Origin of the sequence: Actinoallomurus spadix, assembly GCF_024055725.1 — a bacterium.
In the GTDB taxonomy this organism is placed as follows: Bacteria; Actinomycetota; Actinomycetes; order Streptosporangiales; family Streptosporangiaceae; genus Actinoallomurus; species Actinoallomurus spadix.
In genome coordinates this window covers 57,231-75,746 of record NZ_JAMXMX010000019.1, presented here as the reverse complement: position 1 = coordinate 75,746, position 18,516 = coordinate 57,231, and the positions used below count along the sequence as shown (strand labels likewise).

The following is an 18,516-nucleotide window of genomic DNA, read 5'->3' as shown; positions in this document are numbered from 1 at the left end:
CGAAGCAGAGCGACGACGGCCCAGGAGGCGCAGTGAAGATCGCGATCATCGGCTCCGGATTCGGCGGCCTCGGCATGGCCATCCAGCTGAAGCGGGCCGGCTTCCACGACTTCGTCATCCTGGAGAAGGCCGACGACCTCGGCGGCACCTGGCGCGACAACCAGTACCCCGGGTGCGCCTGCGACGTGCCGTCGCACATGTACTCCTTCTCGTTCGAGCTCAACCCCGGCTGGTCCCGGATGTTCGCCCCGCAGCCGGAGATCTGGGACTACCTGCGCCACTGCGTCGACAAGTACGGCCTGGGCCCGCACCTGCGCTTCGGCTGCGCCGTCGAGGCGATGGAGTGGGAGGAGACGGCCCGCCACTGGCGGGTCACCCTGACGTCGGGTGAGGTCCTCACGCCGAGGGCCGTCGTCTCCGCGATCGGCGCCCTGCACGTGCCGTCCATCCCCGACATCCCCGGCGCCGAGCGCTTCCGGGGCACGGCGTTCCACTCGGCGCGGTGGGACCGGTCGGCCGACCTGTCCGGCAAGCGGGTCGCGGTCATCGGCACGGGCGCGTCGGCGATCCAGTTCATTCCGCGGGTCGCCGACGAGGCGGGCCGGCTGCACGTGTTTCAGCGCACGCCGCCGTGGGTCCAGGGGAAGCCCGACTTCGTGCTCTCCGAGCGGGTACGGCGCGTCTTCCGGCACGTACCCGGAGCGCAGCGCGCCTTCCGTGACGCGATCTACTGGGGTCTGGAGGCCCGCGCGGTCGGCTTCGCCCTTGACCCGCGGCTCATGGGGCCGATGGAGTCGCGGGCACGCCGCCACATCGAGCGGCAGATCGACGATCCGGAGCTGCGCGCGAAGGTCACCCCCGACTACACGATCGGCTGCAAGCGCATCCTGCTGTCCTCGGACTACTATCCGGCGCTGACCCGCCCGCACGTCGACCTGGTCACGGAGCCGATCAAGGAGATCACCGAGACCGGGCTCGTAACCGCGGACGGCACCGCGTACGACGTGGACGTCATCATCTACGGCACCGGCTTCAAGGTCACCGAGGCGCTCTCCGAGCAGCACATCGTCGGGCGGGACGGGCTGAAGATCCAGGAGGCGTGGGCCGGCGGCATCGAGGCCCATCACGGCGTGACGGTGGCGGGCTTCCCGAACCTCTTCCTGCTCCTGGGACCCAACACCGGCCTGGCGCACACCTCGGTGGTCTTCATGATCGAGTCGCAGGTGCAGCACGTGCTGAGCTGCCTCCGCATGCTCGCGAAGGAGAAGGCCGAGACGATCGAAGTCCGGCCCGAGGCCCAGCGCCGGTTCAACGACCGCCTGCTGAAGAGGCTCCGCCGGGCGGTCTGGAACGAGGGCGGCTGCACGAGCTGGTACCTCGACGAGCATGGCGTCAACCGCACGCTGTGGCCCGGTTTCACCTTCGAGTACTGGGCCCGCACGCGGCGCGCCCGCCGGGAGGACTACGCCCTGTCCTCCGCCTGACCGCCCCAGGTTCGGAACAGTGGATCCTTCCGCCGGGGACGACTTCGACGCGGCGCGGACGACGCTCAATGCCCACGACCCGTACCGCGTGTTCGGCAACGCGTTCCTGGACACGCTCTTGCCCTGAGCACCGCCACCGCACCCGGGCGCCTCCGACGCCCGGACCCCGGACCCCGGCCACCGGCCACCGGCCACCGGCCACCGGCCACCGGCGTCGAGGACACCCGGACGGTCGGCTCACTTCGCCAGTGGGCTGTCCTCCAGCTCCCGCAGCAGATGGGCCGTTCCGTCGTAGACCGCGACGGCGCCGGCGTCCCGGAGCTCGTCCGCTCCGATGCCCCCGGACAGCACCGCGACGCACGGCAGGCCCGCGCGCTCGCACGCCTCGACGTCCCAGACCGTGTCCCCCACGAAGATCGCCTGCTCGGCCCGGACGCCGGAACGCTCGAGGGCGACCTGCACGATGTCGGGGGCCGGCTTGCTCTCCTCCGCGTCGGCCGAGGAGGTCACGGCGCTGATCGCGTCATCGGCGTCGAGCGCCGCCAGGAGCGCCCCCATCTCGTCGCCGTCCGCGGAACTGGCCAGAACGACCTTCCGGCCGCGCGCGGCGCAGGCGCGCAGCAGGTCCGCGGCGCCGTCGAAGGCGCGCAGCCGGGTCCAGTACAGGCGGTACAGGGTCTTGTGGGCGGCGCGGGCGTCGTCGTCGCCGTCACGATCACGGTCCTCGGGCAGCAGATGGTCGAGAAGCTTGTCGGACCCCATTCCGATCGCCCGGTGCACGGCGGCCATGTCGACGCGGTGGCCGTTCTGCCGGAACGCCTCCCACCACGTCACGGCGTGCAGGTAGTTGGTGTCGACGAGCGTGCCGTCGACGTCGAAGATCACCGCTTCGGTCATCGGTCGTGTTCCCCCTGCCGCTCAGTCCGCGTACCGCAGCAGGGCCCCGACTCCGGACTCCGCCCGGAACGTGTCCGGCGGCAGCAGGTGCAGGTCCCCGTCCGTGCCCGCGAGCGCCCGGATCAGCGCCGCGTCGGCGCGGGCCTCGACGGGCTCGGCGACGCCCAGTTCGCGAAGGGAGTCGGCCGACGTGCCCACCTCGGTCGGGTGCGGGCCGACCCAGAGTGTGGCCGGCGAGTCCGGCCGGTTCTCCAGGAACAGGGTCGCGACCTGGCCCTTGCGCAGCGCGTCCGTCACCCCGGCCAGGCCCTCGACCGCGCGCCCCTTCTTGGTGAGCTGCTCGTCGAACTGTCCGAGCAGCGCCGCGCGCTGTTCCCCGCGCTTGTGCTCGATGGCCTCGGCGATCTCGTCCTCCAGCGACGGGCCGACTCCGCCGGCGTCGACCAGGCGCGCCAGGACCGCTTCGGGCAGCTCCCCCTGTACGGCCTTGCGGGCGCGGATGTCACCCGCAAGGACCACGATCTCGGCTCCGCAGTCGTCGACGGCCACGGCGATCTCATGGGCGACCTTCTTCGCGTTGATCCGCCACACCTCCTCGGCGGCCCGCTGCTGCTTGTCCTGTCGGAACGAGTCGCCGGCCTTGGTCTTGCGCACCGGGAAGTCCTCCTCCGGCTTGACCCCGATCACGCGGCGATGACCGTCCCGGGACACGCAGGTGAGCTCGCCGCCGAGCCGGTCGACCGTGACGGCCAGGTAGGCCATCGGCTCCCCGCGCTGGGCGAGCAGCGGCTCGACGTGCGGCAGCGGGGCGTACTGGGCCAGTTCGACGGGCGGCGGCCCGGGCAGCACCTCGTGGTGGACGACCTCGCCGTCCGCCGCGAACATCGCGAGGGTGCCGGACTCGCGCCGGCCGTTCTCCTCGTCCACGAGCCGCACCATCGCCTCGATCATCGCGGGCGGAGCTCCCTGGTCGGCCAGCTCCCGCTGCCGGGCCTTACGGCGCAACTCGATGGCCTTCGGCGCGTCTTCCGTGATCCGCCTGATGTCCAGGTAGACGGAGGCGAACGGTCCTGAACTGTCGTACAGCGACTTGAGGAAGCTAAGGTCCATGCTGGCCGCCTACCCGCCGAGGCTGTCCCAAACCCACGATTCGCCCCGGACGGCTCTCCGGAACCCGCCGCAGCCGCCCGTACACGCCCGGCGACCGGCCAGGTCCCGGCCCAGGCGCAGGGCAGTACCCGCGCATCGCGGCCCGCCGGCCGATCCCCAGCCCCGGCCCGTCGCGGCCCGCCGGCGATGCCCGGCCCGCCCGCGCATCGCGGCTCGTCGGCGCATCGCGGGCCGCCGGCGCGTCTGGAGGCGCCGGCCGTCTCAGTCCTCCGCGGCCTTCTGCAGTCGCGCGTAGGCGAGCTGGAGCCAGTCGGCGCCCGCCACGGCCGTCATCGTCGCCCCGGCCAGCCGGGTCGCGTCCGGTGCGAAGGTCATCCCGGCCGCGTAGGCGGTGCCGATCCACTGCGCCATGCAGAACGGGCAGGTGATCAGCTCCCCGATCGCGTGCTTGACGCCCTTGCCCCGGACCTCCTCGGCGAGCTCGGCGGGACCGGCCGTCCCCTTGTACCGGGTGAAGGGGGCCCGCAGCGGGCTGGTCACCGAGTCCTTGGCGAGTGTGCGGGACGCCTTGTGGGTGGTGACGGCCATCAGCGCGACGTCCCACAACCCCAGACGGGGGGCCCGGCGCCCGGTCAGCCGGGCGACCAGCGCGGTGGCGCCGACGGCCGCGCCGTAGACGGCGAGCGTTCCGGCGTAGGACTTCAGCGGCCGCGGCTCGCCCTGGCTGTACGCGCGCTCGTTCTCCTTGACCGTTTCGGTGATCGAATTCACGGAAGCTCCCCTTACGTGCGGCGATGTCTCGTCCGACCGGCGAAGGAGCTACCCGGAGAACCCGCACCGAACCTCCCTCATCCCCGGCGGGCGGGAGGTCACGCCAGCGACTCGACGAAGTCCGCGAGCTGGGCGAGGTTACGGCATTCGCGCATCGGCACCACCGCCCCGTACGCCGAGGCCGCCGAGTCCCCGGTGTCCCAGTCCCGGAGGGGCTCGGGGTTGAGCCAGTACGCGTGCCGCGCCCGCCCGGCCAGCCGCTCGACCGTCTCGAGGTTGAGCGATCCGTAGTTGCTCCGGGCGTCCCCGAGGATCAGCAGGGACGTCTTGGGCGTGATGGCGTCGGCGTACCGGTCCGCGAAGACGCCGAACGCGCGCCCGTAGTCGCTGTGCCCGCTGATCCAGACCAGGCGGGCCTCCCGTGTCATCCGGGTCATCGCCTCGACGACGTCGGCGCCGGGCGCGAAGAACCTCGTGATCTCGTCCAGGTCGTCGATGAACGCGAACGCCCGCACCCGGGCGAACTGCTCGCGCAGCGCGTACGTCAGGAGCAGCGTGAAGTGGGCGAACGAGGAGACCGAGTCGCTGGCGTCGCAGAGCACGACGAGTTCCGGCTTGTGCGGGCGCGGCGGCCGGTGGTGGGTGGTCAGGGGGACGCCGCCGGTCGACAGTGACGCGCGTACGGTCCTGCGGAAGTCCAGCCGCCCGCGGCCGCCGTGCCGCCGGCGGTGGGTGAGACGGGCCGCGAGGCGCCGGGCGAGCGGCTGGATCTCCCGCCGGATCGCGGTCAGGTCCGCTCGCGTCGCCCGGAGGAAGTCGATCTCCTCCAGTGGCCGCCGCACGGCGCCGCGCGCGGCCTTGCCGGCGCCGGTCTCCTCGGCGATCCGCCGCCGTACGTCCTCGGCGACGAACCTCTCCAAGCGTTCGATGCGGCGGGTGAAGGTACGGCGGGCGACCTTCTCGTCGAGGCCGCCGCGTTCGGTGAGCACGGCGGCCAGCAGCCCCGCCATCAGGGTGTCCGGCGACAGGGTCCGCAGCACCTGGTAGGAGAACCACGGGCTCCCGCCGGACCCGCCGCCCGACCCGCGGCCGTACGCGCCGACGGCCTGGCGGGCGAAGTCGCGCAGGAGGTCATCGTCGCCCTCGACCAGGAGGCGGCTCAGTTCGTCACGGAGCCGCCGTACTTCCGGATCACCGTACGCGGGGCGCTCCCGGGCCGTCTCGGGACTGCCGGTCACCGGCGGAAACCACAGGTCGAACAGTGTGTCGAACGCCTCCCGGTGGGCCTGCCGCTTGACGAGCGTCGCCGCGTACGCCGCGCGGAGCGCCTTACGTTCGGCCAGGTCGATCGCGGCCAGGGCGTGGACGGCGTCGAGTCCTTCGGCGAGTGACACGGGCAGGCCCGCCTCCCGCAGTGCCGCGAGGAAGGCGAGGTGGCGGTCCAGCAGCGCCATCAGGGCACCCGGCGGCCGTTGATCTCAGCGAGCGGTGGCATCGCCGGCGACGACCTCCTTGCGCGCGCGTTCCTGGTCGGAGTGGTGTTTCAGGACGACACCGAGGGTCGCGGCGATCTCCTCCCCGCCGAGCCGGTCGAGGCCGAGCGCCAGCAGGGTCCTCGCCCAGTCGACGGTCTCGGCGATGCTCGGGGGTTTCTTCAGCTCCAGTTCGCGCAGGACCGCGACGACCTGGGCGAGCCGGGTCGCCAGGGCCTCATCGATGCCGGGCACCCGCGCCCGTACGATGTCGCGCTCCCGTTCGGGAGAGGGATGGTCCAGGTGCAGGTAGAGACAGCGCCGCTTGAGCGCCTCGGACAGCTCGCGGGTCGCGTTGGAGGTGAGCACGACGAACGGCCGGCGCGCGGCCGTGATCGTCCCGAGCTCGGGGATGGTCACCTGGAAGTCCGAGAGCACCTCCAGGAGCAGCCCCTCGACCTCCACGTCCGCCTTGTCGATCTCGTCGATCAGCAGGACCGTCGGGTCGGTGCGCCGGATGGCGGTCAGCAGGGGCCGTTCCAGCAGGAACTCCTCGCTGAAGATGTCGTCGTGGGTGGCGCTCCACTCCTGGTCGCCGGCCGCCTGGATGCGCAGCAGCTGTTTCCTGTAGTTCCACTCGTAGAGGGCCCGCGCCTCGTCGAGGCCCTCGTAGCACTGGAGTCGCACGAGCCGCGCGTCGGTGATCGCGGCGACGGCCTTGGCCAGCTCCGTCTTGCCGACTCCGGCGGGGCCCTCCACCAGCAGCGGTTTCCCGAGCGCGGCGGCGAGGTAGACGGTCGTCGCGATCGCGTCGTCGGCCAGGTAGTCCACGGCCGCGAGACGCTCACGGACGTCGGTGGGCGAGCTCAAGGTCATCTGCGCTCCAGAGAACGAACCGAACCGCGTTCGAACCTACCTCACCTCGCTGATCCGCCGGATCCCCGCGGCGCTCGTGAGAACGATCATGCCGGATCCGCCGTCACCGCCCAGCTGGGCAGCGGCCTGCCGCTGGAGGACCTGTTCCGGCGGCAGGTCGACCCCGCGCTGCAGGCGCGGGAGATCTACGCCGAGCTGGACCTGCCCGCCTACGCCACGACGATCGCGGGAATCATGGCGGGGGCGGAGGACGCCGTGGAGATGCGCCGCCGGGGCTCCACCGTCGCGGTCGTCCACCCCGACGAGGGATCCCTCGCCGCGATGGGCACCAATCCCCTCGACCCGTCGGTCCGGGCGGCCGCGGCGCACGCGGCCCGCGCCCAGGGCCGCCGCGAGGCCGACGCCATCCGTCGCCTGATACCCGGTTCCGGATCGGTGTGAGGGATCAGGAGGCCGGCAGGGTGAGGTGCCGGCATGTCGACGACCGACGGGGGGACGATTACCCGCAGGCTCAGGGCCGCAGGTGTTTCGCCTGGAGAGGAAGCGCTGCCCTCGGTCGCCGGACCGGTGCCAGGATGACCGCATGGCGGACATTCTTCAGTTCCAGCGAAATCACGTCCCCGCACCGGATCATGAGCCGGAGCCGTTGTGGCGCGAGGTGCTCGGCCGAACCCTGCGCGCGGCCAGGGAGGAGCAGGGTGGGCGCCTCATCGACGTCGCGGAGCGGGCCGGCATCTCGCCCCAGTACCTGTCCGAGATCGAACGCGGTCGCAAGGAGCCCTCGAGCGAGATGATCGCCGCGGTCACCGGTGCGCTCGGCATCGACCTGGCCGACCTGCTCACCGGCATCGCGGGCGATGTCCGGCGGCGCCGGAGCGCGGGTCCCACGGTCGGGCGCCGTCCCGCAGGACCCGTGCTCATGGCCGCATGAGACCCTGGTCAGCTTCGGTGGTCGATGACCTGGTCCGCTAGCCCGTAGCTGACGGCGCTCGCCGCGTCGAACACGCGGTCCCGGTCGGTGTCGTGCCGCAACTGCGCGACATCGTGACCAGTGTGCTTCGAGAGGATCTCCTCTAGCTGCGTGCGCACCCGTATCACCTCGTCCGCCTGGAGAATGAGGTCCGGGATGGCGCCGCGGCCCTGTGCTGCGGGCTGATGAAGTACCACCCGGGTGTGGGGCAACACGGAACGGCGTCCAGCAGTGCCGGCAGCCAGCAGCACCGCGCCGGCAGCGACCGCCTGACCAACGCACGTCGTCGCCACCGGCGCCTTGATGTAACGCATGGTGTCGTACAGCGCGAGCATCGCTGACGGGTCGCCGCCCTCGGAGTTGATGTACAGGTTGATCTCCCGCTCCGGGTTGTCCGCCTCCAGGTACAGCAACTGGGCGATCAACGCGTTCGCCACGCCGGAGTCGATCGCGGTGCCGAGGTAGACGATCCGCTCCGCCAGCAGGTGCGAGTAGACGTCCATGATCCGCTCGCCCCCCGCGACCCGCGTGATGACGTTGGGGATGGTGTACGTGCTCACGAGCGGACTCCTGTCGCCGAGCCGAGTCCCAGCGTGTGCGGCCGCACGGGCACGACCTGGCTCAGATCGTTGACGATGTGGTCGATGAAGCCGTACTCGCGGGCCTGCTCGGTGGTGAACCAGCGGTCGTGCAGCGAGTCAGCGAAGATCCGGTCGATCGGCCGGCCGGTGTCCTCCGCGATGAGGCCGAGCACCGTGTCCCGGGTGTGCCGCAGGTCGTCGGCCTGTACCTCCACCTCGACGGCCGATCCGCCGATCCCCGCCGAGCCCTGGTGCATCAGGATACGGGCGTGAGGTAGGGCGAAGCGTTTGCCCGGTGTGCCCGCGGACAGCAGGAACTGCCCCGCGCTGCACGCCAGTCCCAGCGCGAGGGTGGCCACGTCGCACGGCACGAGCCGCATCACGTCGCGGATGGCCAGCATCGCCGGGACGGAGCCGCCCGGCGAGTGGATCCACAACGCGATGTCCTTCCCGGGATCCTCGCTCGCGAGGGAGAGTAGCTGTGTCGCGAGCACCGTCCCGTTGTCGTCGTCGAGCGCGCCGTCGAGGACCAGTATCCGCTGGCTGAAGAACCGTTCTCGGAGCCGGTGGTCGAACAGCGGCTGCTTCTCGTCGTTCGTCATGCCCCGACCATGCCGCCTAGGTGGCGCCGGCCGCCGGTTTCGCTGCTGTGAGCAGATCAGCCCTCAGCAGGCCAGGTATTTCGACGGACACCTGTCGGTGCCGCTGCAGGCCGGCCGGATCGGTGAGCTCACCCGGGCCGAACCGGCCAGAGATAGTTCAGGACGCCTGGTCGTCACCACGTCGGCCCGTCGAGCCATGCGCGAGGATCGACACCACGTCCGGGCGCGCGTCGAGCACGTCCGCCTGCCAGCGGGCTTCGAGGTCCATCACCTTGTCGCCGGCGCCCCGGTGTCCAACCAGGTCACGGTCCGGTCCGGGTGCCGGAGGCCCACTCGCCCGCGACGAGCAGCGGATAGCCGAACCCGAGACCATGGTCGCTCTCCTCCCGCCGGCAGTCGGTGACCGAGTCGCCGGTGAACATCACGGTGGTTCCCGGCCGCGGAGTGATCGTCATGTGGACTCCTTGTCGCAGCTGATCGAGGAAGGGGGTGTCACGCCGGGTCGCCGAACCAGTGCCCGGCGGCGCGCTCGAACGCTGCACGGTCCGGGTCATGGTCGTCCGCCCAGGCGACGATGCCGTCGGGCCGGACGAGCACGGCACCGCATCCGAGGTCGTTCCTCGCCGGCCCGGCCGCGTACCGGATCCGGCCCTCCCAGCGCGTCGCCGCGCCGCGCAGGCGTTCGCCGGCGCTGAAGTCGAGCACGACGCCTCGTCCGTCCCGCATCAGGTCGCGGAGGCGAGTGCCGTCCTCGAAACGGAAATCAGGGGCATTGCGCCCGATCAGCGGCTGCTCGCCATCGAGGTCGTAGCGGATCGACGTTCCCGACGTCCTCTCGAATACGTAGGTCGTTCCGTCACGGGTCCCGATCAGGTCGCGGATCACTCCCTGGATCGCCTGCGCGTACGGGTCCGGCCGCATGACCGCCGCCTGGGCGCGTGCCCAGTCGAGCACCCGCGCGCCGATCGGATGGCGCTCGCGGGTGTAGGTGTCGAGGAGCCCGTCCGGCGCGTACCCGCACACGGTCGCCGCGAGCTTCCATCCCAGGTTCATGGCGTCGCCGATGCCGAGGTTGAGTCCCTGCCCTCCCAGGGGGGAGTGGATGTGGGCGGCGTCGCCCGCGAGCAGGACGCGCCCCTGCCGGTAGGTCGTCGTCTGCTTCGCCCGGTCGGTGAAGCTCGAGGCGAGGTGGACGTCGCGCAGCGTCACGTCGGTGCCGGACACCCGGCGCAGGACCTCCTGGAGGTGATCGCGTGTCGGCGGCTGTGAGCGGTCGAACGCGCCGCCGTCGAAGTCCAGCACGCTGACATACTCCTCAGCGGGCGTGCGGAGGTACATCCCGGTCGGCGTCAGGTTGAACCCGGGGCGCAGCTTCTCGGCATCGGTGATCGTGGCGAGCATGACGTAGCCGGTGAACTGCGGCTCGGTGCCGGCGAAGTCGAAGCCCGCGAGCCTGCGCACCGTGCTGCGTCCGCCATCGCAGCCGACGAGCCAGCGCCCCGCGTACTCGTCCTCACCGGCCTGCGCGACCACGAACCCGTCACCCTGCGCGATGCCTGAGACCATGACGCCGCGCCTGACCTCCACGCCGAGTTCGGCCGCCCGCTCGGACAGCACCGTCTGGACCGCTTCGAGACTTGTCATGACGCCCTCCAGCGCCGGACTCGGCAGCCGGAACGGCAGGGCGGCGACATCGATCTTGGCCGGATCGAGCATCATGCCGGCGAAGTGGCTCACGCCACGCGGGGCCGGCGGCTCGTCCACGTCGAGGTTCGCGCCGGGATGGTCGCCGGCGCCCGACGCCGTCAGCAGCGAGTGCAGCATCCCCCGGCGGTGGAACGCCTCGACCGACGCGGCGGACAGGCCCCGCATCCCGAGCGGGTACGCCCTCCACGGGGAGCGGGGCTCCGGCTCGCGCTCCACCACCAGGACGGAACAGCCCGCGAGGCCGAGCTCGCAGGCGAGGAACAGACCCACCGGGCCGGCCCCCACGATCACTACGTCATGCACGACAACGTCCCCTTCCGAAGCTCGCCGTCTTGTTCTCTTCAGACACGTGAAGACTGCGACGATCCGCTCACACGGGGCGCACACGGCGCTGACATGGGCGCACACGGCGCTGACACCGGGGCACACGGCGCTGACGGCAGAGCTTTGGAACGCCATTCCATTTGACATGCCTGGGACACCGCTCCATCCTGAGGGCACTGGAACGATGTTCCAGACATGTCGCCGGGCGTTCCCCCGCGGCCCCGATCAGGGAGAGAGCACCATGACCACCCACGTCACGATCATCGGCGCCGGGCTCGGCGGCCTCACGCTCGCCCGGGTCCTGCACGTCCACGGGATCCCGGCCACCGTCTACGAGGCGGAGTCCTCCCCCGCGGCCCGCGCGCAGGGCGGGATGCTCGACATCCACGACCACAACGGCCGGGCGGCTCTTCAGGCGGCGGGCCTGATCGAGGAATTCCGCGGCCTCGTCCTGGACGGCCGCCAGGCGTCACGGGCCATCGCCCCCGACGGGACCGTTCTGCTCGACGAACCCGACGACGGCACGGGCGGGCGCCCCGAGGTGATGCGCGGCGAACTGCGGCGGATGCTGCTCGACTCGCTCCCGGCCGGCACCGTCCGGTGGGGCCACAAGGTCAGCGGCGTCCGCACCCTCGGCGACGGCCGTCACGAGGTGACCTTCGCGGACGGCACCACCGTCGCCACCGGCCTGCTGGTCGGCGCGGACGGCGCGTGGTCACGGGTCCGGCCGCTGCTCTCCGACGCCACACCCGAGTACGCCGGCCTGTCGTTCGTCGAGACCTACCTGTTCGACGCCGACACCCGGCACCCGGCCGGCGCCAAGACGGTCGGCGGCGGGGCGATGTACGCGCTCGCGCCGGGGAAGTCGATCCTGGCTCACCGGGAGAGCGGCGGGACCCTCCACACCTACGTGGTGCTCCGCAGGCCGCTGGACTGGTTCGCCGCCATCGATCTCACAGATCCCACCGCGGCCATCGCGCGGATCGCCCGCGAGTTCGACGGCTGGGCGCCGGAGCTCACCACGCTGATCACCGGCGCCGATACCGCGCCGGTCCTGCGCCCCGTCCACACCCTGCCCGGCGGCCACCGATGGGACCGGGTGCCGGGGGTGACCCTGCTCGGCGACGCCGCCCATCTCATGCCCCCGTCCGGCGAAGGCGCCAACCTGGCCATGTACGACGGTGCCGAGCTCGGCGCGGCCCTCGCCGCGCACCCCGGTGACGCCGAGGACGCGTTCACCGAGTACGAGCGGGCTCTGTTCCCCCGCAGCGCCGCGGAGGCCGCCGAGGCCGTCCGCCTGCACGAGCTCATGTTCGGCGACGGCGCGCCTCACGGCCTGATCGCGATGTTCACCGGAGAGCAGTAGCCGCAGCGGTGGCCCCCGATCGAGGGGTCGCCGTCAGGTCGGCCCGGGGCGTCTCACGGCTCAGGCCGCGCCGATCGGCGTCCGGCCGCCGTGACCAGGGGCGCCGGGCCAGGGGCGGCCGGAGGCCGGAGCGGATCAGACGCCGACGGTGCCGTCGATGGCCTCGCGGATGAGGTCGGCGTGGCCATTGTGCCGGGCGTACTCATGGATGAGGTGGAGCATCACCAGGCGGAGCGAGACGTCCTCGCCCCACCGGGGCTGATGGCCGGTGACGTCCAGGGACTCGGCGGCCTCCTCGATGCGGCGGGCGTGCTCGACCTCCGCCTGCCAGGCCGCGAACGCCTCCGACCGGGTCGACGCGCTCGCGTCGTACGCCACCTGGTAGTCGCCCTCGTCCGACCACACGAGGGCGATGTCCTCGGCGTTCATCACGATGCGGAACCAGGTCCGCTCGACCTCGGCCATGTGGCGCACGAGGCCGAGCAGGGACAGTGTCGAGGACGGCACCGCCGCGCGGCGCAGGTCGTCGTCGGACAGCCCCTCGCACTTCATCGCGAGCGTGGCACGGTGGTAGTCGAGGAAGGCGCGCAGCATCTCGCGCTCTCCCCCGACGGTCGGCGGGGCGATCCGGTCGGTGGTCATGGCGCGAATTATGCCGCTGAGCGCCGCCTGACAAGATCGGGAACATGGAGCAGCGCTCGGTTTCACTGGCCAGGATCAAGCTCGCCGACTGGAGGGCCGTGCACTCCTGGGCCTCCCTGGACGAGGTCTGCCGCTTCCAGGTCTGGGGGCCGAACACCGAGGAGCAGACGCGGGAGTTCGTGGTGGCCGCGGTCGCGGCGTGGTCGCAGGTGCCGCAGAAGAGGTTCGCCTACGTGGCTCGCGTCGGGGATGACGTGGTCGGCATGGGCGAGCTGCACGTTCGAAGTTTCGAGCAGCGCCGGGGCGAGATCACCTATGTGGTGCATCCGCGCGCGTGGGGTCATGGCGTGGGCACGGCGATCGGGGAACAACTGCTCCACCACGGTTTCGAGCGACTGGCGCTGCATCGGATCTTCGCCACGTGTGACCCACGGAACCTCGCGTCGGCGCGGGTGCTGTCCAGGCTGGGCATGACCCGGGAGGGGCGGCATCGCCACACCGCTCTGATCCGGGACGGATGGCGCGACTCCGAGATGTTCGCCATCCTGGAGGACGAGTGGCGCGGGCACGCGCCCTTCCGATCCCCGCGCGGCCGCCGGCGGCCGGCACACCGCCGTGGAGGTTCTCCGGGCGAGGTCGGGCCGAGGTGAGTTCAGGTCGTGGCGGGCTCCGGCGCTCCGGCGGGCCAGGCGAGGAAGTCGCCCAGGATGGCGAGCAGCGCCCGGGAGGCCGGGGTGTTCGCCGGCCCGTCCGTGGGCACCGCGACCGACACCCGCCAGGACGGCGGCGTGTCCCGCAGCGGCAGGACGCGCACGTTCTTGCTCTTCTTGTACGCGATCGGCCGGGGTACCAGGGCCACTCCCAGGCCGGCTCCGACGAAGTCGAGCAGGCCGTGCACGTCGTTGACCTCAAGGGCCACGCGGCGGCGGAGCCCGGCCGCCTCGAACGCCCGGTCGGTGACCTGGCGCGATCCCCAATCGGCGTGGAAGTCGACGAAGGACTCGCCGTCCAGCTGCGTCCAGTGGACCGCCTCGCAGGCGGTGAGCCGGTGGTCCGGATGACAGACGAGCATCATCGGCTCGGTCGCGAGCGGGGTGAGGGCGACACCCGCCGGCGGCTCCGCCGCGGTCGCGACGAAGGCCAGGTCGAGGCGCGCCGCGCGTACCTCCTCGACGAGGTGGACGGAGCCGGTCTGGCGCAGCCGGATTTCGACGCCGGGGTGCACGGACCGGAACCGGGACAGCAGCGCGGGCAGGTCCACGACGCACAGGCACTGCTCCGTGCCGATGCGGAGGGTGCCGCGCAGGAGGCCCTGGACGGCGGCGACGGCGGCGCGGGCCGCAGCGACGTCGGCGAGGGTGCGCCGGGCCTCGGGCAGCAGGGCGCGGCCGGCCTCGGTCAGCTCGACCCGGCGGGTGCTCCGGACGAAGAGGGGTGCGCCGAGTTCGCGTTCGAGCGCGCGGATCGACGCGGACAGGCCGGACTGGGCCAGGTGCAGACGTTCGGCGGCGCGGGTGAAGTGTGCCTCCTCCGCCACCGCCAGGAAGTACTCGAGATGCCGCAGCTCCACGAACGAGCACCCTAATTGAGCACTCGGACTGCTGGATCGCATCGGTTTCCTCTGTTGGACACGCAGCGTCCCGGCGAGCAGTCTTGACCAGGTCGCCCGCCCTGGGGAGTGCCGCCCGTTCGTGGGTAGGACCCGGGGTCGCCGTCGTGTGGGTCGCGCCACCGGGTTGAGCCACGCGAGGCGACGACCGTTTCTCGTGCAGGAAGTCTTCGGAGGTCTCTTCATGCGTACTCGCCGGATCGGCGATGTCCAGGTCGGCGCGATCGGGCTCGGGGCGATGCCCCTGTCCATCGAGGGACGGCCGGAGGAGGGCCGTTCCATCGCCACCGTCCACGCGGCCCTCGACGCGGGGGTGACCCTCATCGACACGGCCGACGCGTACAGCCTGGGCGCGGACGACGTGGGGCACAACGAGTCGCTCATCGCGAAGGCGCTGGCGTCGTACGGCGGTGACACCTCGGACGTGCTGGTCGCGACGAAGGGCGGCCACACGCGTCCCGGCGGCGGGAGCTGGGCGCTCGACGGCTCGCCGGAGCACCTGCGCCGGGCGTGTGACGCGTCGCTCAAGCGGCTCGGGGTGGGGGCGATCGGGCTGTACCAGTTCCACCGGCCGGATCCCGCCGTCCCGTACGCGGAGTCCGTCGGGGCGATCCGCGATCTCCTCGATGAGGGGAAGATCCGGATGGCCGGCATCTCGAACGCGAACCCGGAGCAGATCCGCCAGGCTCAGGAGATCCTCGGCGGCCGCCTGGCCTCCGTGCAGAACGAGTTCTCGCCGAGGTTCCGGAGCAGCGAGCCCGAACTGCGGCTCTGCGACGAGCTGGGCATCGCGTTCCTGCCCTGGAGCCCGCTCGGCGGCATCACCAGGGCGGGTGCCCTGGGATCCGCCCACTCGGCCTTCGAGCGGGTCGCCCGGGCGCACGGGGTGAGCCCGCAGCAGGTCTGCCTGGCCTGGATGCTGGCGAAGTCCCCGGTCGTGATCCCGATTCCGGGGTCGAGCCGCCCGGAGACGATCCGTGACTCGGCCGCCGCGGCCGAGCTGGAGCTCACTCCGGAGGAGATCGCGGAGCTGGACGCCGCCTGACGGACGGGGTGCCGCCGGGACCAGGCGGTACGGGACGCGGACGACGCGGATCGCGTGGACGACGACGTTCCCGCCCCCGAGCGGGGCGGGAGCGCACCATTGTTGCCCTGGTGCGGCGAGCCTAAGCTTTGCCGCCATGGGCGATGACGAGCTGCGGTTGCGGCCTGTGGGCGGGGACGATCTGGCGGTGATCGAGAGGCTGACGGGCGATCCGGAGGCCACCGGGGAGCACGGCTGGCTCGGCTGGTTCGAACAGTGGCGTTTCCGCAGACGCTGGGAGGAGAACGGCCTGATCGAGGACGAGCGCGGCGTCCTCATGGTGGTGCGCGGCGACGAGCGGCTGGGGTTCGTGTCGTGGCGCAGGCAGTCCACGTCGCTCCGGTCGTACTGCTGGAACATCGGCGTCGCCATGCGGCCGGAGGTGCGCGGCCTGGGGTACGGCACCGAGGCGCAGCGGCTGCTCGCCGGTTACCTGTTCGCGCACACCCAGGTGAACCGGGTCGAGGCGATCACCGAGGTCACGAACACGGCCGAGCAGTGGGCGCTGCAGAAGGCCGGCTTCACCCGTGAGGGCGTGCTGCGCGGGTACGGCTTCCGCGACGGCGCCTGGCGCGACGTCATGATCTACAGCGTGCTGCGTCAGGAGTTCGAGGCCTGAGGCGCGGGGCGACCGCCTTTACAATGTAGATCATCATCGCGCCGACGCCGCCGGCCACGCCGTGGAGCGCGGTCGGCGGCGCCGACGTCGGATGGCCGTCAGGCCTCGATGTTGGACATCACGTGCTTGACGCGGGTGTAGTCCTCGAAACCGTACATCGACAGGTCCTTGCCGTACCCGGAGTGCTTGAAGCCGCCGTGCGGCATCTCGGCGACCAGCGGGATGTGCGTGTTGATCCAGACGCAGCCGAAGTCCAGCCGCCGCGAAACGCGCATCGCCCGGCCGTGGTCGCGGGTCCATACCGAGGAGGCCAGGCCGTACTTCACGCCGTTGGCCCAGCGGACGGCCTCGTCCTCATCGGAGAACCGCTGCACGGTGATGACCGGGCCGAAGATCTCCTGCTGCACCGCCTCGTCGTCCTGGCGGAGCCCGGAGACGACGGTGGGCTCGTAGAAGAAACCCTGCTCGCGCGTACGGGAGCCGCCGGCGGTCACGGACGCGTGGTCGGGCAGCCGGTCGATGAACCCCGCGACCCGGTCGAGCTGCACGGCGTTGTTCAGCGGGCCGTACAGGACGTCCTCGTCGTCGGGCAGGCCGGTGCGAGTCTGGGCGGCCTGCTCGGTCAGGGCGGCGACGAAGTCGTCGTGGACGCCCGGGGCCGCCAGCACCCGGGTCGCCGCCGTGCAGTCCTGGCCGGCGTTGAAGTAGCCCGCCTCGGCGATCGCCTGGGCGGCTGCCTCGACGTCCGCGTCGTCGAAGACGATGACGGGCGCCTTGCCGCCCAGCTCCAGGTGCACCCGCTTCAGGTCGGCGGCGGCCGACTGGGCGACCTCGGTGCCGGCGCGCACCGAGCCGGTGATGGAGACCATCTGCGGAACGGGGTGCTCGACGAGGAGGCGCCCGGTGTCGCGGTCGCCGCAGACGACGTTGAAGACGCCCGGTGGCAGGAACTCCGCGGCGATCTCGGCGAGCAGCGCCGTCGTCACCGGAGTGGTGTCTGACGGCTTGAGCACGACCGTGTTGCCCGCGGCGATGGCCGGCGCGAACTTCCAGACCGCCATCATCATCGGGTAGTTCCACGGCGTGACCTGCGCGCACACGCCGATCGGCTCGCGCCGGATCCAGGAGGTATGGCCGGCCATGTACTCCCCGGCGGAGCGGCCCTCCAGGATTCGCGCCGCGCCGGCGAAGAACCGGATCTGGTCGACCATCGGCGGGATCTCCTCCGACGCCGTCAGGCCGATCGGCTTGCCGGTGTTCTCCGACTCGAGCGCGACCAGTTCGTCGGCGCGGGCCTCGATCGCGTCGGCGATGCGCAGCAGCGCGAGCTGCCGCTCGGAGGGCGTCGTGTCGCGCCAGGTTTCGAACGCGCGCGACGCCGCGTCGAACGCGGCGTCGACCTCGGCCTGCCCCGAGACCGGGGCCATACCGAAGGCCTCGCCGGTGACGGGGCTGATCAGGTCCGCGGTACGGCCGTCGGCGGCGTCGGCCGGCGAGCCGTTCACGAAGTTACGGACGGTGCGCTTCATATCGCGAGCGGTCCTTCCTGGAGTCTTGGCGTCGGAGTCATGGCGTCGGCCCGGTGCCCGGGGCTACAGGCCCCGGGTGTCCCCGGAGACGCGCTGGGCGAGGTACACCGGGACGACGGACAGCACGATCAGCGCGGCGGCCACGACATTGACGATGGGTGCCTGGTTCGGCCGGAACAGGTTGTTGAAGATCCAGATCGGCAGCGTCTGCACCCCCGCCCCGGCCGTGAACGTCGTCACGATGATCTCGTCGAACGACAGCGCGAACGACAGCAGCCCGCCGGCCAGCAGCGCGGAACGCAGTAGCGGGAAAGTAACGTACCGGAACGTCTGGAAGGTGTCGGCGCCCAGGTCGGCCGACGCCTCCTCGACGCGGGTGCCGAGCCGGCGCAGCCGGGCCAGCACGTTGTTGAAGATCGTGACGACGCAGAAGGTCGCGTGCCCGACGACGACGGTGAACAGCCCGAGCTGGATGCCCAGCGGCGACAGCACCGTGCGGAAGGCGTTGTTCAGCGCGATGCCCGTGACGATGCCGGGCAGCGCGATCGGCAGGATGACGAGCAGCGACACCGTGTCGCGGCCGAAGAACCGGTACCGCTGCACGGCGAACGCCGCCATCGTGCCCAGCACCAGCGCCACCGCGGTGGCCCCGAGCCCGGCCTTCACCGACGTCCACAGCGCCGTGCGCACACCGCCGTTGTCCCACGCCGTCGACCACCAGTGGCCGGTCAGGTGGGAGGGCGGCCAGGCGAACGCCTTGTCGGCGTTGAACGAGTTGACGAGCACGACGAACAGCGGCACGTAGATGACGGCCAGGCCGATGATCATTCCGGCCCGGAGCGCGACGCGCGCGCCTCGCGACAAAGTCATTGC

21 protein-coding genes are annotated in these 18,516 nt (G+C 71.6%); 8 read left to right on the top strand and 13 right to left on the bottom strand.

Annotated elements, in window-relative coordinates; all coding sequences use genetic code 11:
* Nucleotides 1-32 precede the first annotated feature (32 nt).
* Both NE235_RS25725 and NE235_RS38325 read left to right on the top strand, forming a co-directional pair.
* Nucleotides 33-1,484: a flavin-containing monooxygenase gene (locus NE235_RS25725; protein ID WP_308206152.1), complete on the top strand. Its 1,452-nt coding sequence runs from the start codon at nucleotides 33-35 to the stop codon at nucleotides 1,482-1,484.
* Between the two features lie 19 nt (nucleotides 1,485-1,503).
* The gene (locus NE235_RS38325) at nucleotides 1,504-1,611 is read left to right on the top strand and encodes a cholesterol oxidase substrate-binding domain-containing protein (RefSeq protein ID WP_252807391.1); all 108 of its coding nucleotides are present in this window, start codon (nucleotides 1,504-1,506) and stop codon (nucleotides 1,609-1,611) included.
* Nucleotides 1,612-1,721: 110 nt separating this feature from the next.
* Here NE235_RS38325 and NE235_RS25715 read toward each other — a convergent pair whose 3' ends face one another.
* The 5 genes from NE235_RS25715 to NE235_RS25695 form a co-directional block, all read right to left on the bottom strand.
* Nucleotides 1,722-2,381: an HAD family hydrolase gene (locus NE235_RS25715; RefSeq protein WP_252807388.1), complete on the bottom strand. Its 660-nt coding sequence runs from the start codon at nucleotides 2,379-2,381 to the stop codon at nucleotides 1,722-1,724.
* Nucleotides 2,382-2,402: 21 nt separating this feature from the next.
* On the bottom strand, nucleotides 2,403-3,491 hold the full coding sequence (locus tag NE235_RS25710) for a baeRF2 domain-containing protein (RefSeq protein ID WP_252807386.1): 1,089 nt from the start codon (nucleotides 3,489-3,491) through the stop codon (nucleotides 2,403-2,405).
* 261 nt (nucleotides 3,492-3,752) lie between these two features.
* Entirely contained in the window at nucleotides 3,753-4,262 is a 510-nt protein-coding gene (locus NE235_RS25705) for a DUF1360 domain-containing protein (RefSeq protein ID WP_406567639.1), read from the bottom strand.
* Nucleotides 4,263-4,360: 98 nt separating this feature from the next.
* Nucleotides 4,361-5,716 (bottom strand): vWA domain-containing protein, encoded by a 1,356-nt coding sequence (locus NE235_RS25700; RefSeq protein ID WP_252807384.1) that lies wholly within the window; start codon nucleotides 5,714-5,716, stop codon nucleotides 4,361-4,363.
* Nucleotides 5,717-5,740: 24 nt separating this feature from the next.
* The gene (locus tag NE235_RS25695) at nucleotides 5,741-6,610 is read right to left on the bottom strand and encodes an AAA family ATPase (protein ID WP_252807383.1); all 870 of its coding nucleotides are present in this window, start codon (nucleotides 6,608-6,610) and stop codon (nucleotides 5,741-5,743) included.
* 234 nt (nucleotides 6,611-6,844) lie between these two features.
* Here NE235_RS25695 and NE235_RS25690 point away from each other — a divergent pair, with 234 nt between their 5' ends.
* Both NE235_RS25690 and NE235_RS25685 read left to right on the top strand, forming a co-directional pair.
* On the top strand, nucleotides 6,845-7,051 hold the full coding sequence (locus tag NE235_RS25690) for a hypothetical protein (protein ID WP_252807380.1): 207 nt from the start codon (nucleotides 6,845-6,847) through the stop codon (nucleotides 7,049-7,051).
* Nucleotides 7,052-7,193: 142 nt separating this feature from the next.
* Entirely contained in the window at nucleotides 7,194-7,541 is a 348-nt protein-coding gene (locus NE235_RS25685; RefSeq protein ID WP_252807378.1) for a helix-turn-helix domain-containing protein, read from the top strand.
* Between the two features lie 8 nt (nucleotides 7,542-7,549).
* On the opposite strand, the gene NE235_RS25680 is transcribed toward NE235_RS25685, so the two are convergent.
* The 4 genes from NE235_RS25680 to NE235_RS25665 all read right to left on the bottom strand — a co-directional run bounded on the left by NE235_RS25680 (nucleotide 7,550) and on the right by NE235_RS25665 (nucleotide 10,773).
* Complete coding sequence (locus tag NE235_RS25680; RefSeq protein ID WP_252807376.1) at nucleotides 7,550-8,140, bottom strand: ClpP family protease; 591 nt, start codon at nucleotides 8,138-8,140, stop codon at nucleotides 7,550-7,552.
* Nucleotides 8,137-8,763 (bottom strand): ClpP family protease, encoded by a 627-nt coding sequence (locus tag NE235_RS25675; RefSeq protein ID WP_252807374.1) that lies wholly within the window; start codon nucleotides 8,761-8,763, stop codon nucleotides 8,137-8,139. Before NE235_RS25675 ends, NE235_RS25680 begins: the two co-directional genes overlap by 4 nt.
* A gap of 302 nt (nucleotides 8,764-9,065) precedes the next feature.
* Nucleotides 9,066-9,218 carry a hypothetical protein gene (locus NE235_RS25670; RefSeq protein ID WP_252807372.1) on the bottom strand — a complete coding sequence of 51 codons (153 nt, stop codon included), beginning with the start codon at nucleotides 9,216-9,218 and terminating at the stop codon, nucleotides 9,066-9,068.
* A 37-nt stretch (nucleotides 9,219-9,255) separates the two neighbouring features.
* Complete coding sequence (locus NE235_RS25665; protein WP_252807370.1) at nucleotides 9,256-10,773, bottom strand: FAD-dependent monooxygenase; 1,518 nt, start codon at nucleotides 10,771-10,773, stop codon at nucleotides 9,256-9,258.
* 262 nt (nucleotides 10,774-11,035) lie between these two features.
* Here NE235_RS25665 and NE235_RS25660 point away from each other — a divergent pair, with 262 nt between their 5' ends.
* The gene (locus tag NE235_RS25660) at nucleotides 11,036-12,160 is read left to right on the top strand and encodes an FAD-dependent oxidoreductase (protein WP_252807368.1); all 1,125 of its coding nucleotides are present in this window, start codon (nucleotides 11,036-11,038) and stop codon (nucleotides 12,158-12,160) included.
* 135 nt (nucleotides 12,161-12,295) lie between these two features.
* Here NE235_RS25660 and NE235_RS25655 read toward each other — a convergent pair whose 3' ends face one another.
* Entirely contained in the window at nucleotides 12,296-12,802 is a 507-nt protein-coding gene (locus tag NE235_RS25655) for a DinB family protein (RefSeq protein ID WP_252807366.1), read from the bottom strand.
* 44 nt (nucleotides 12,803-12,846) lie between these two features.
* On the opposite strand from NE235_RS25655, the gene NE235_RS25650 reads away from it, so the two are divergent.
* Complete coding sequence (locus tag NE235_RS25650; RefSeq protein ID WP_252807364.1) at nucleotides 12,847-13,452, top strand: GNAT family N-acetyltransferase; 606 nt, start codon at nucleotides 12,847-12,849, stop codon at nucleotides 13,450-13,452.
* 2 nt (nucleotides 13,453-13,454) lie between these two features.
* Here NE235_RS25650 and NE235_RS25645 read toward each other — a convergent pair whose 3' ends face one another.
* Nucleotides 13,455-14,372: a LysR family transcriptional regulator gene (locus NE235_RS25645; protein ID WP_252807363.1), complete on the bottom strand. Its 918-nt coding sequence runs from the start codon at nucleotides 14,370-14,372 to the stop codon at nucleotides 13,455-13,457.
* A 223-nt stretch (nucleotides 14,373-14,595) separates the two neighbouring features.
* Between NE235_RS25645 and NE235_RS25640 the strand changes: the two genes are divergently transcribed.
* Both NE235_RS25640 and NE235_RS25635 read left to right on the top strand, forming a co-directional pair.
* Nucleotides 14,596-15,456, top strand: coding sequence for an aldo/keto reductase (locus NE235_RS25640; protein ID WP_252807361.1), 861 nt, complete (start codon nucleotides 14,596-14,598; stop codon nucleotides 15,454-15,456).
* Between the two features lie 136 nt (nucleotides 15,457-15,592).
* Nucleotides 15,593-16,114 (top strand): GNAT family N-acetyltransferase, encoded by a 522-nt coding sequence (locus NE235_RS25635; protein ID WP_252807358.1) that lies wholly within the window; start codon nucleotides 15,593-15,595, stop codon nucleotides 16,112-16,114.
* 98 nt (nucleotides 16,115-16,212) lie between these two features.
* On the opposite strand, the gene NE235_RS25630 is transcribed toward NE235_RS25635, so the two are convergent.
* Together NE235_RS25630 and NE235_RS25625 are read right to left on the bottom strand one after the other, a co-directional pair.
* Nucleotides 16,213-17,643, bottom strand: coding sequence for a gamma-aminobutyraldehyde dehydrogenase (locus NE235_RS25630; RefSeq protein ID WP_252807353.1), 1,431 nt, complete (start codon nucleotides 17,641-17,643; stop codon nucleotides 16,213-16,215).
* A 63-nt stretch (nucleotides 17,644-17,706) separates the two neighbouring features.
* On the bottom strand, nucleotides 17,707-18,513 hold the full coding sequence (locus NE235_RS25625; protein ID WP_252807336.1) for an ABC transporter permease: 807 nt from the start codon (nucleotides 18,511-18,513) through the stop codon (nucleotides 17,707-17,709).
* Nucleotides 18,514-18,516: the final 3 nt, after the last annotated feature.

What these genes read in the sequence shown, in the direction of transcription:
- NE235_RS25715 (WP_252807388.1), bottom strand. Translation starts at nt 2,381, where the DNA reads ATGACCGAAGCGGTGATCTTCGACGTCGACGGCACGCTCGTCGACACC.
- NE235_RS25710 (WP_252807386.1), bottom strand. Translation starts at nt 3,491, where the DNA reads ATGGACCTTAGCTTCCTCAAGTCGCTGTACGACAGTTCAGGACCGTTC.
- NE235_RS25700 (WP_252807384.1), bottom strand. Translation starts at nt 5,716, where the DNA reads ATGGCGCTGCTGGACCGCCACCTCGCCTTCCTCGCGGCACTGCGGGAG.
- NE235_RS25695 (WP_252807383.1), bottom strand. Translation starts at nt 6,610, where the DNA reads ATGACCTTGAGCTCGCCCACCGACGTCCGTGAGCGTCTCGCGGCCGTG.
- NE235_RS25690 (WP_252807380.1), top strand. Translation starts at nt 6,845, where the DNA reads ATGGCGGGGGCGGAGGACGCCGTGGAGATGCGCCGCCGGGGCTCCACC.
- NE235_RS25685 (WP_252807378.1), top strand. Translation starts at nt 7,194, where the DNA reads ATGGCGGACATTCTTCAGTTCCAGCGAAATCACGTCCCCGCACCGGAT.
- NE235_RS25675 (WP_252807374.1), bottom strand. Translation starts at nt 8,763, where the DNA reads ATGACGAACGACGAGAAGCAGCCGCTGTTCGACCACCGGCTCCGAGAA.
- NE235_RS25670 (WP_252807372.1), bottom strand. Translation starts at nt 9,218, where the DNA reads ATGACGATCACTCCGCGGCCGGGAACCACCGTGATGTTCACCGGCGAC.
- NE235_RS25660 (WP_252807368.1), top strand. Translation starts at nt 11,036, where the DNA reads ATGACCACCCACGTCACGATCATCGGCGCCGGGCTCGGCGGCCTCACG.
- NE235_RS25655 (WP_252807366.1), bottom strand. Translation starts at nt 12,802, where the DNA reads ATGACCACCGACCGGATCGCCCCGCCGACCGTCGGGGGAGAGCGCGAG.
- NE235_RS25650 (WP_252807364.1), top strand. Translation starts at nt 12,847, where the DNA reads ATGGAGCAGCGCTCGGTTTCACTGGCCAGGATCAAGCTCGCCGACTGG.
- NE235_RS25640 (WP_252807361.1), top strand. Translation starts at nt 14,596, where the DNA reads ATGCGTACTCGCCGGATCGGCGATGTCCAGGTCGGCGCGATCGGGCTC.
- NE235_RS25635 (WP_252807358.1), top strand. Translation starts at nt 15,593, where the DNA reads ATGGGCGATGACGAGCTGCGGTTGCGGCCTGTGGGCGGGGACGATCTG.
- NE235_RS25630 (WP_252807353.1), bottom strand. Translation starts at nt 17,643, where the DNA reads ATGAAGCGCACCGTCCGTAACTTCGTGAACGGCTCGCCGGCCGACGCC.
- NE235_RS25625 (WP_252807336.1), bottom strand. Translation starts at nt 18,513, where the DNA reads ATGACTTTGTCGCGAGGCGCGCGCGTCGCGCTCCGGGCCGGAATGATC.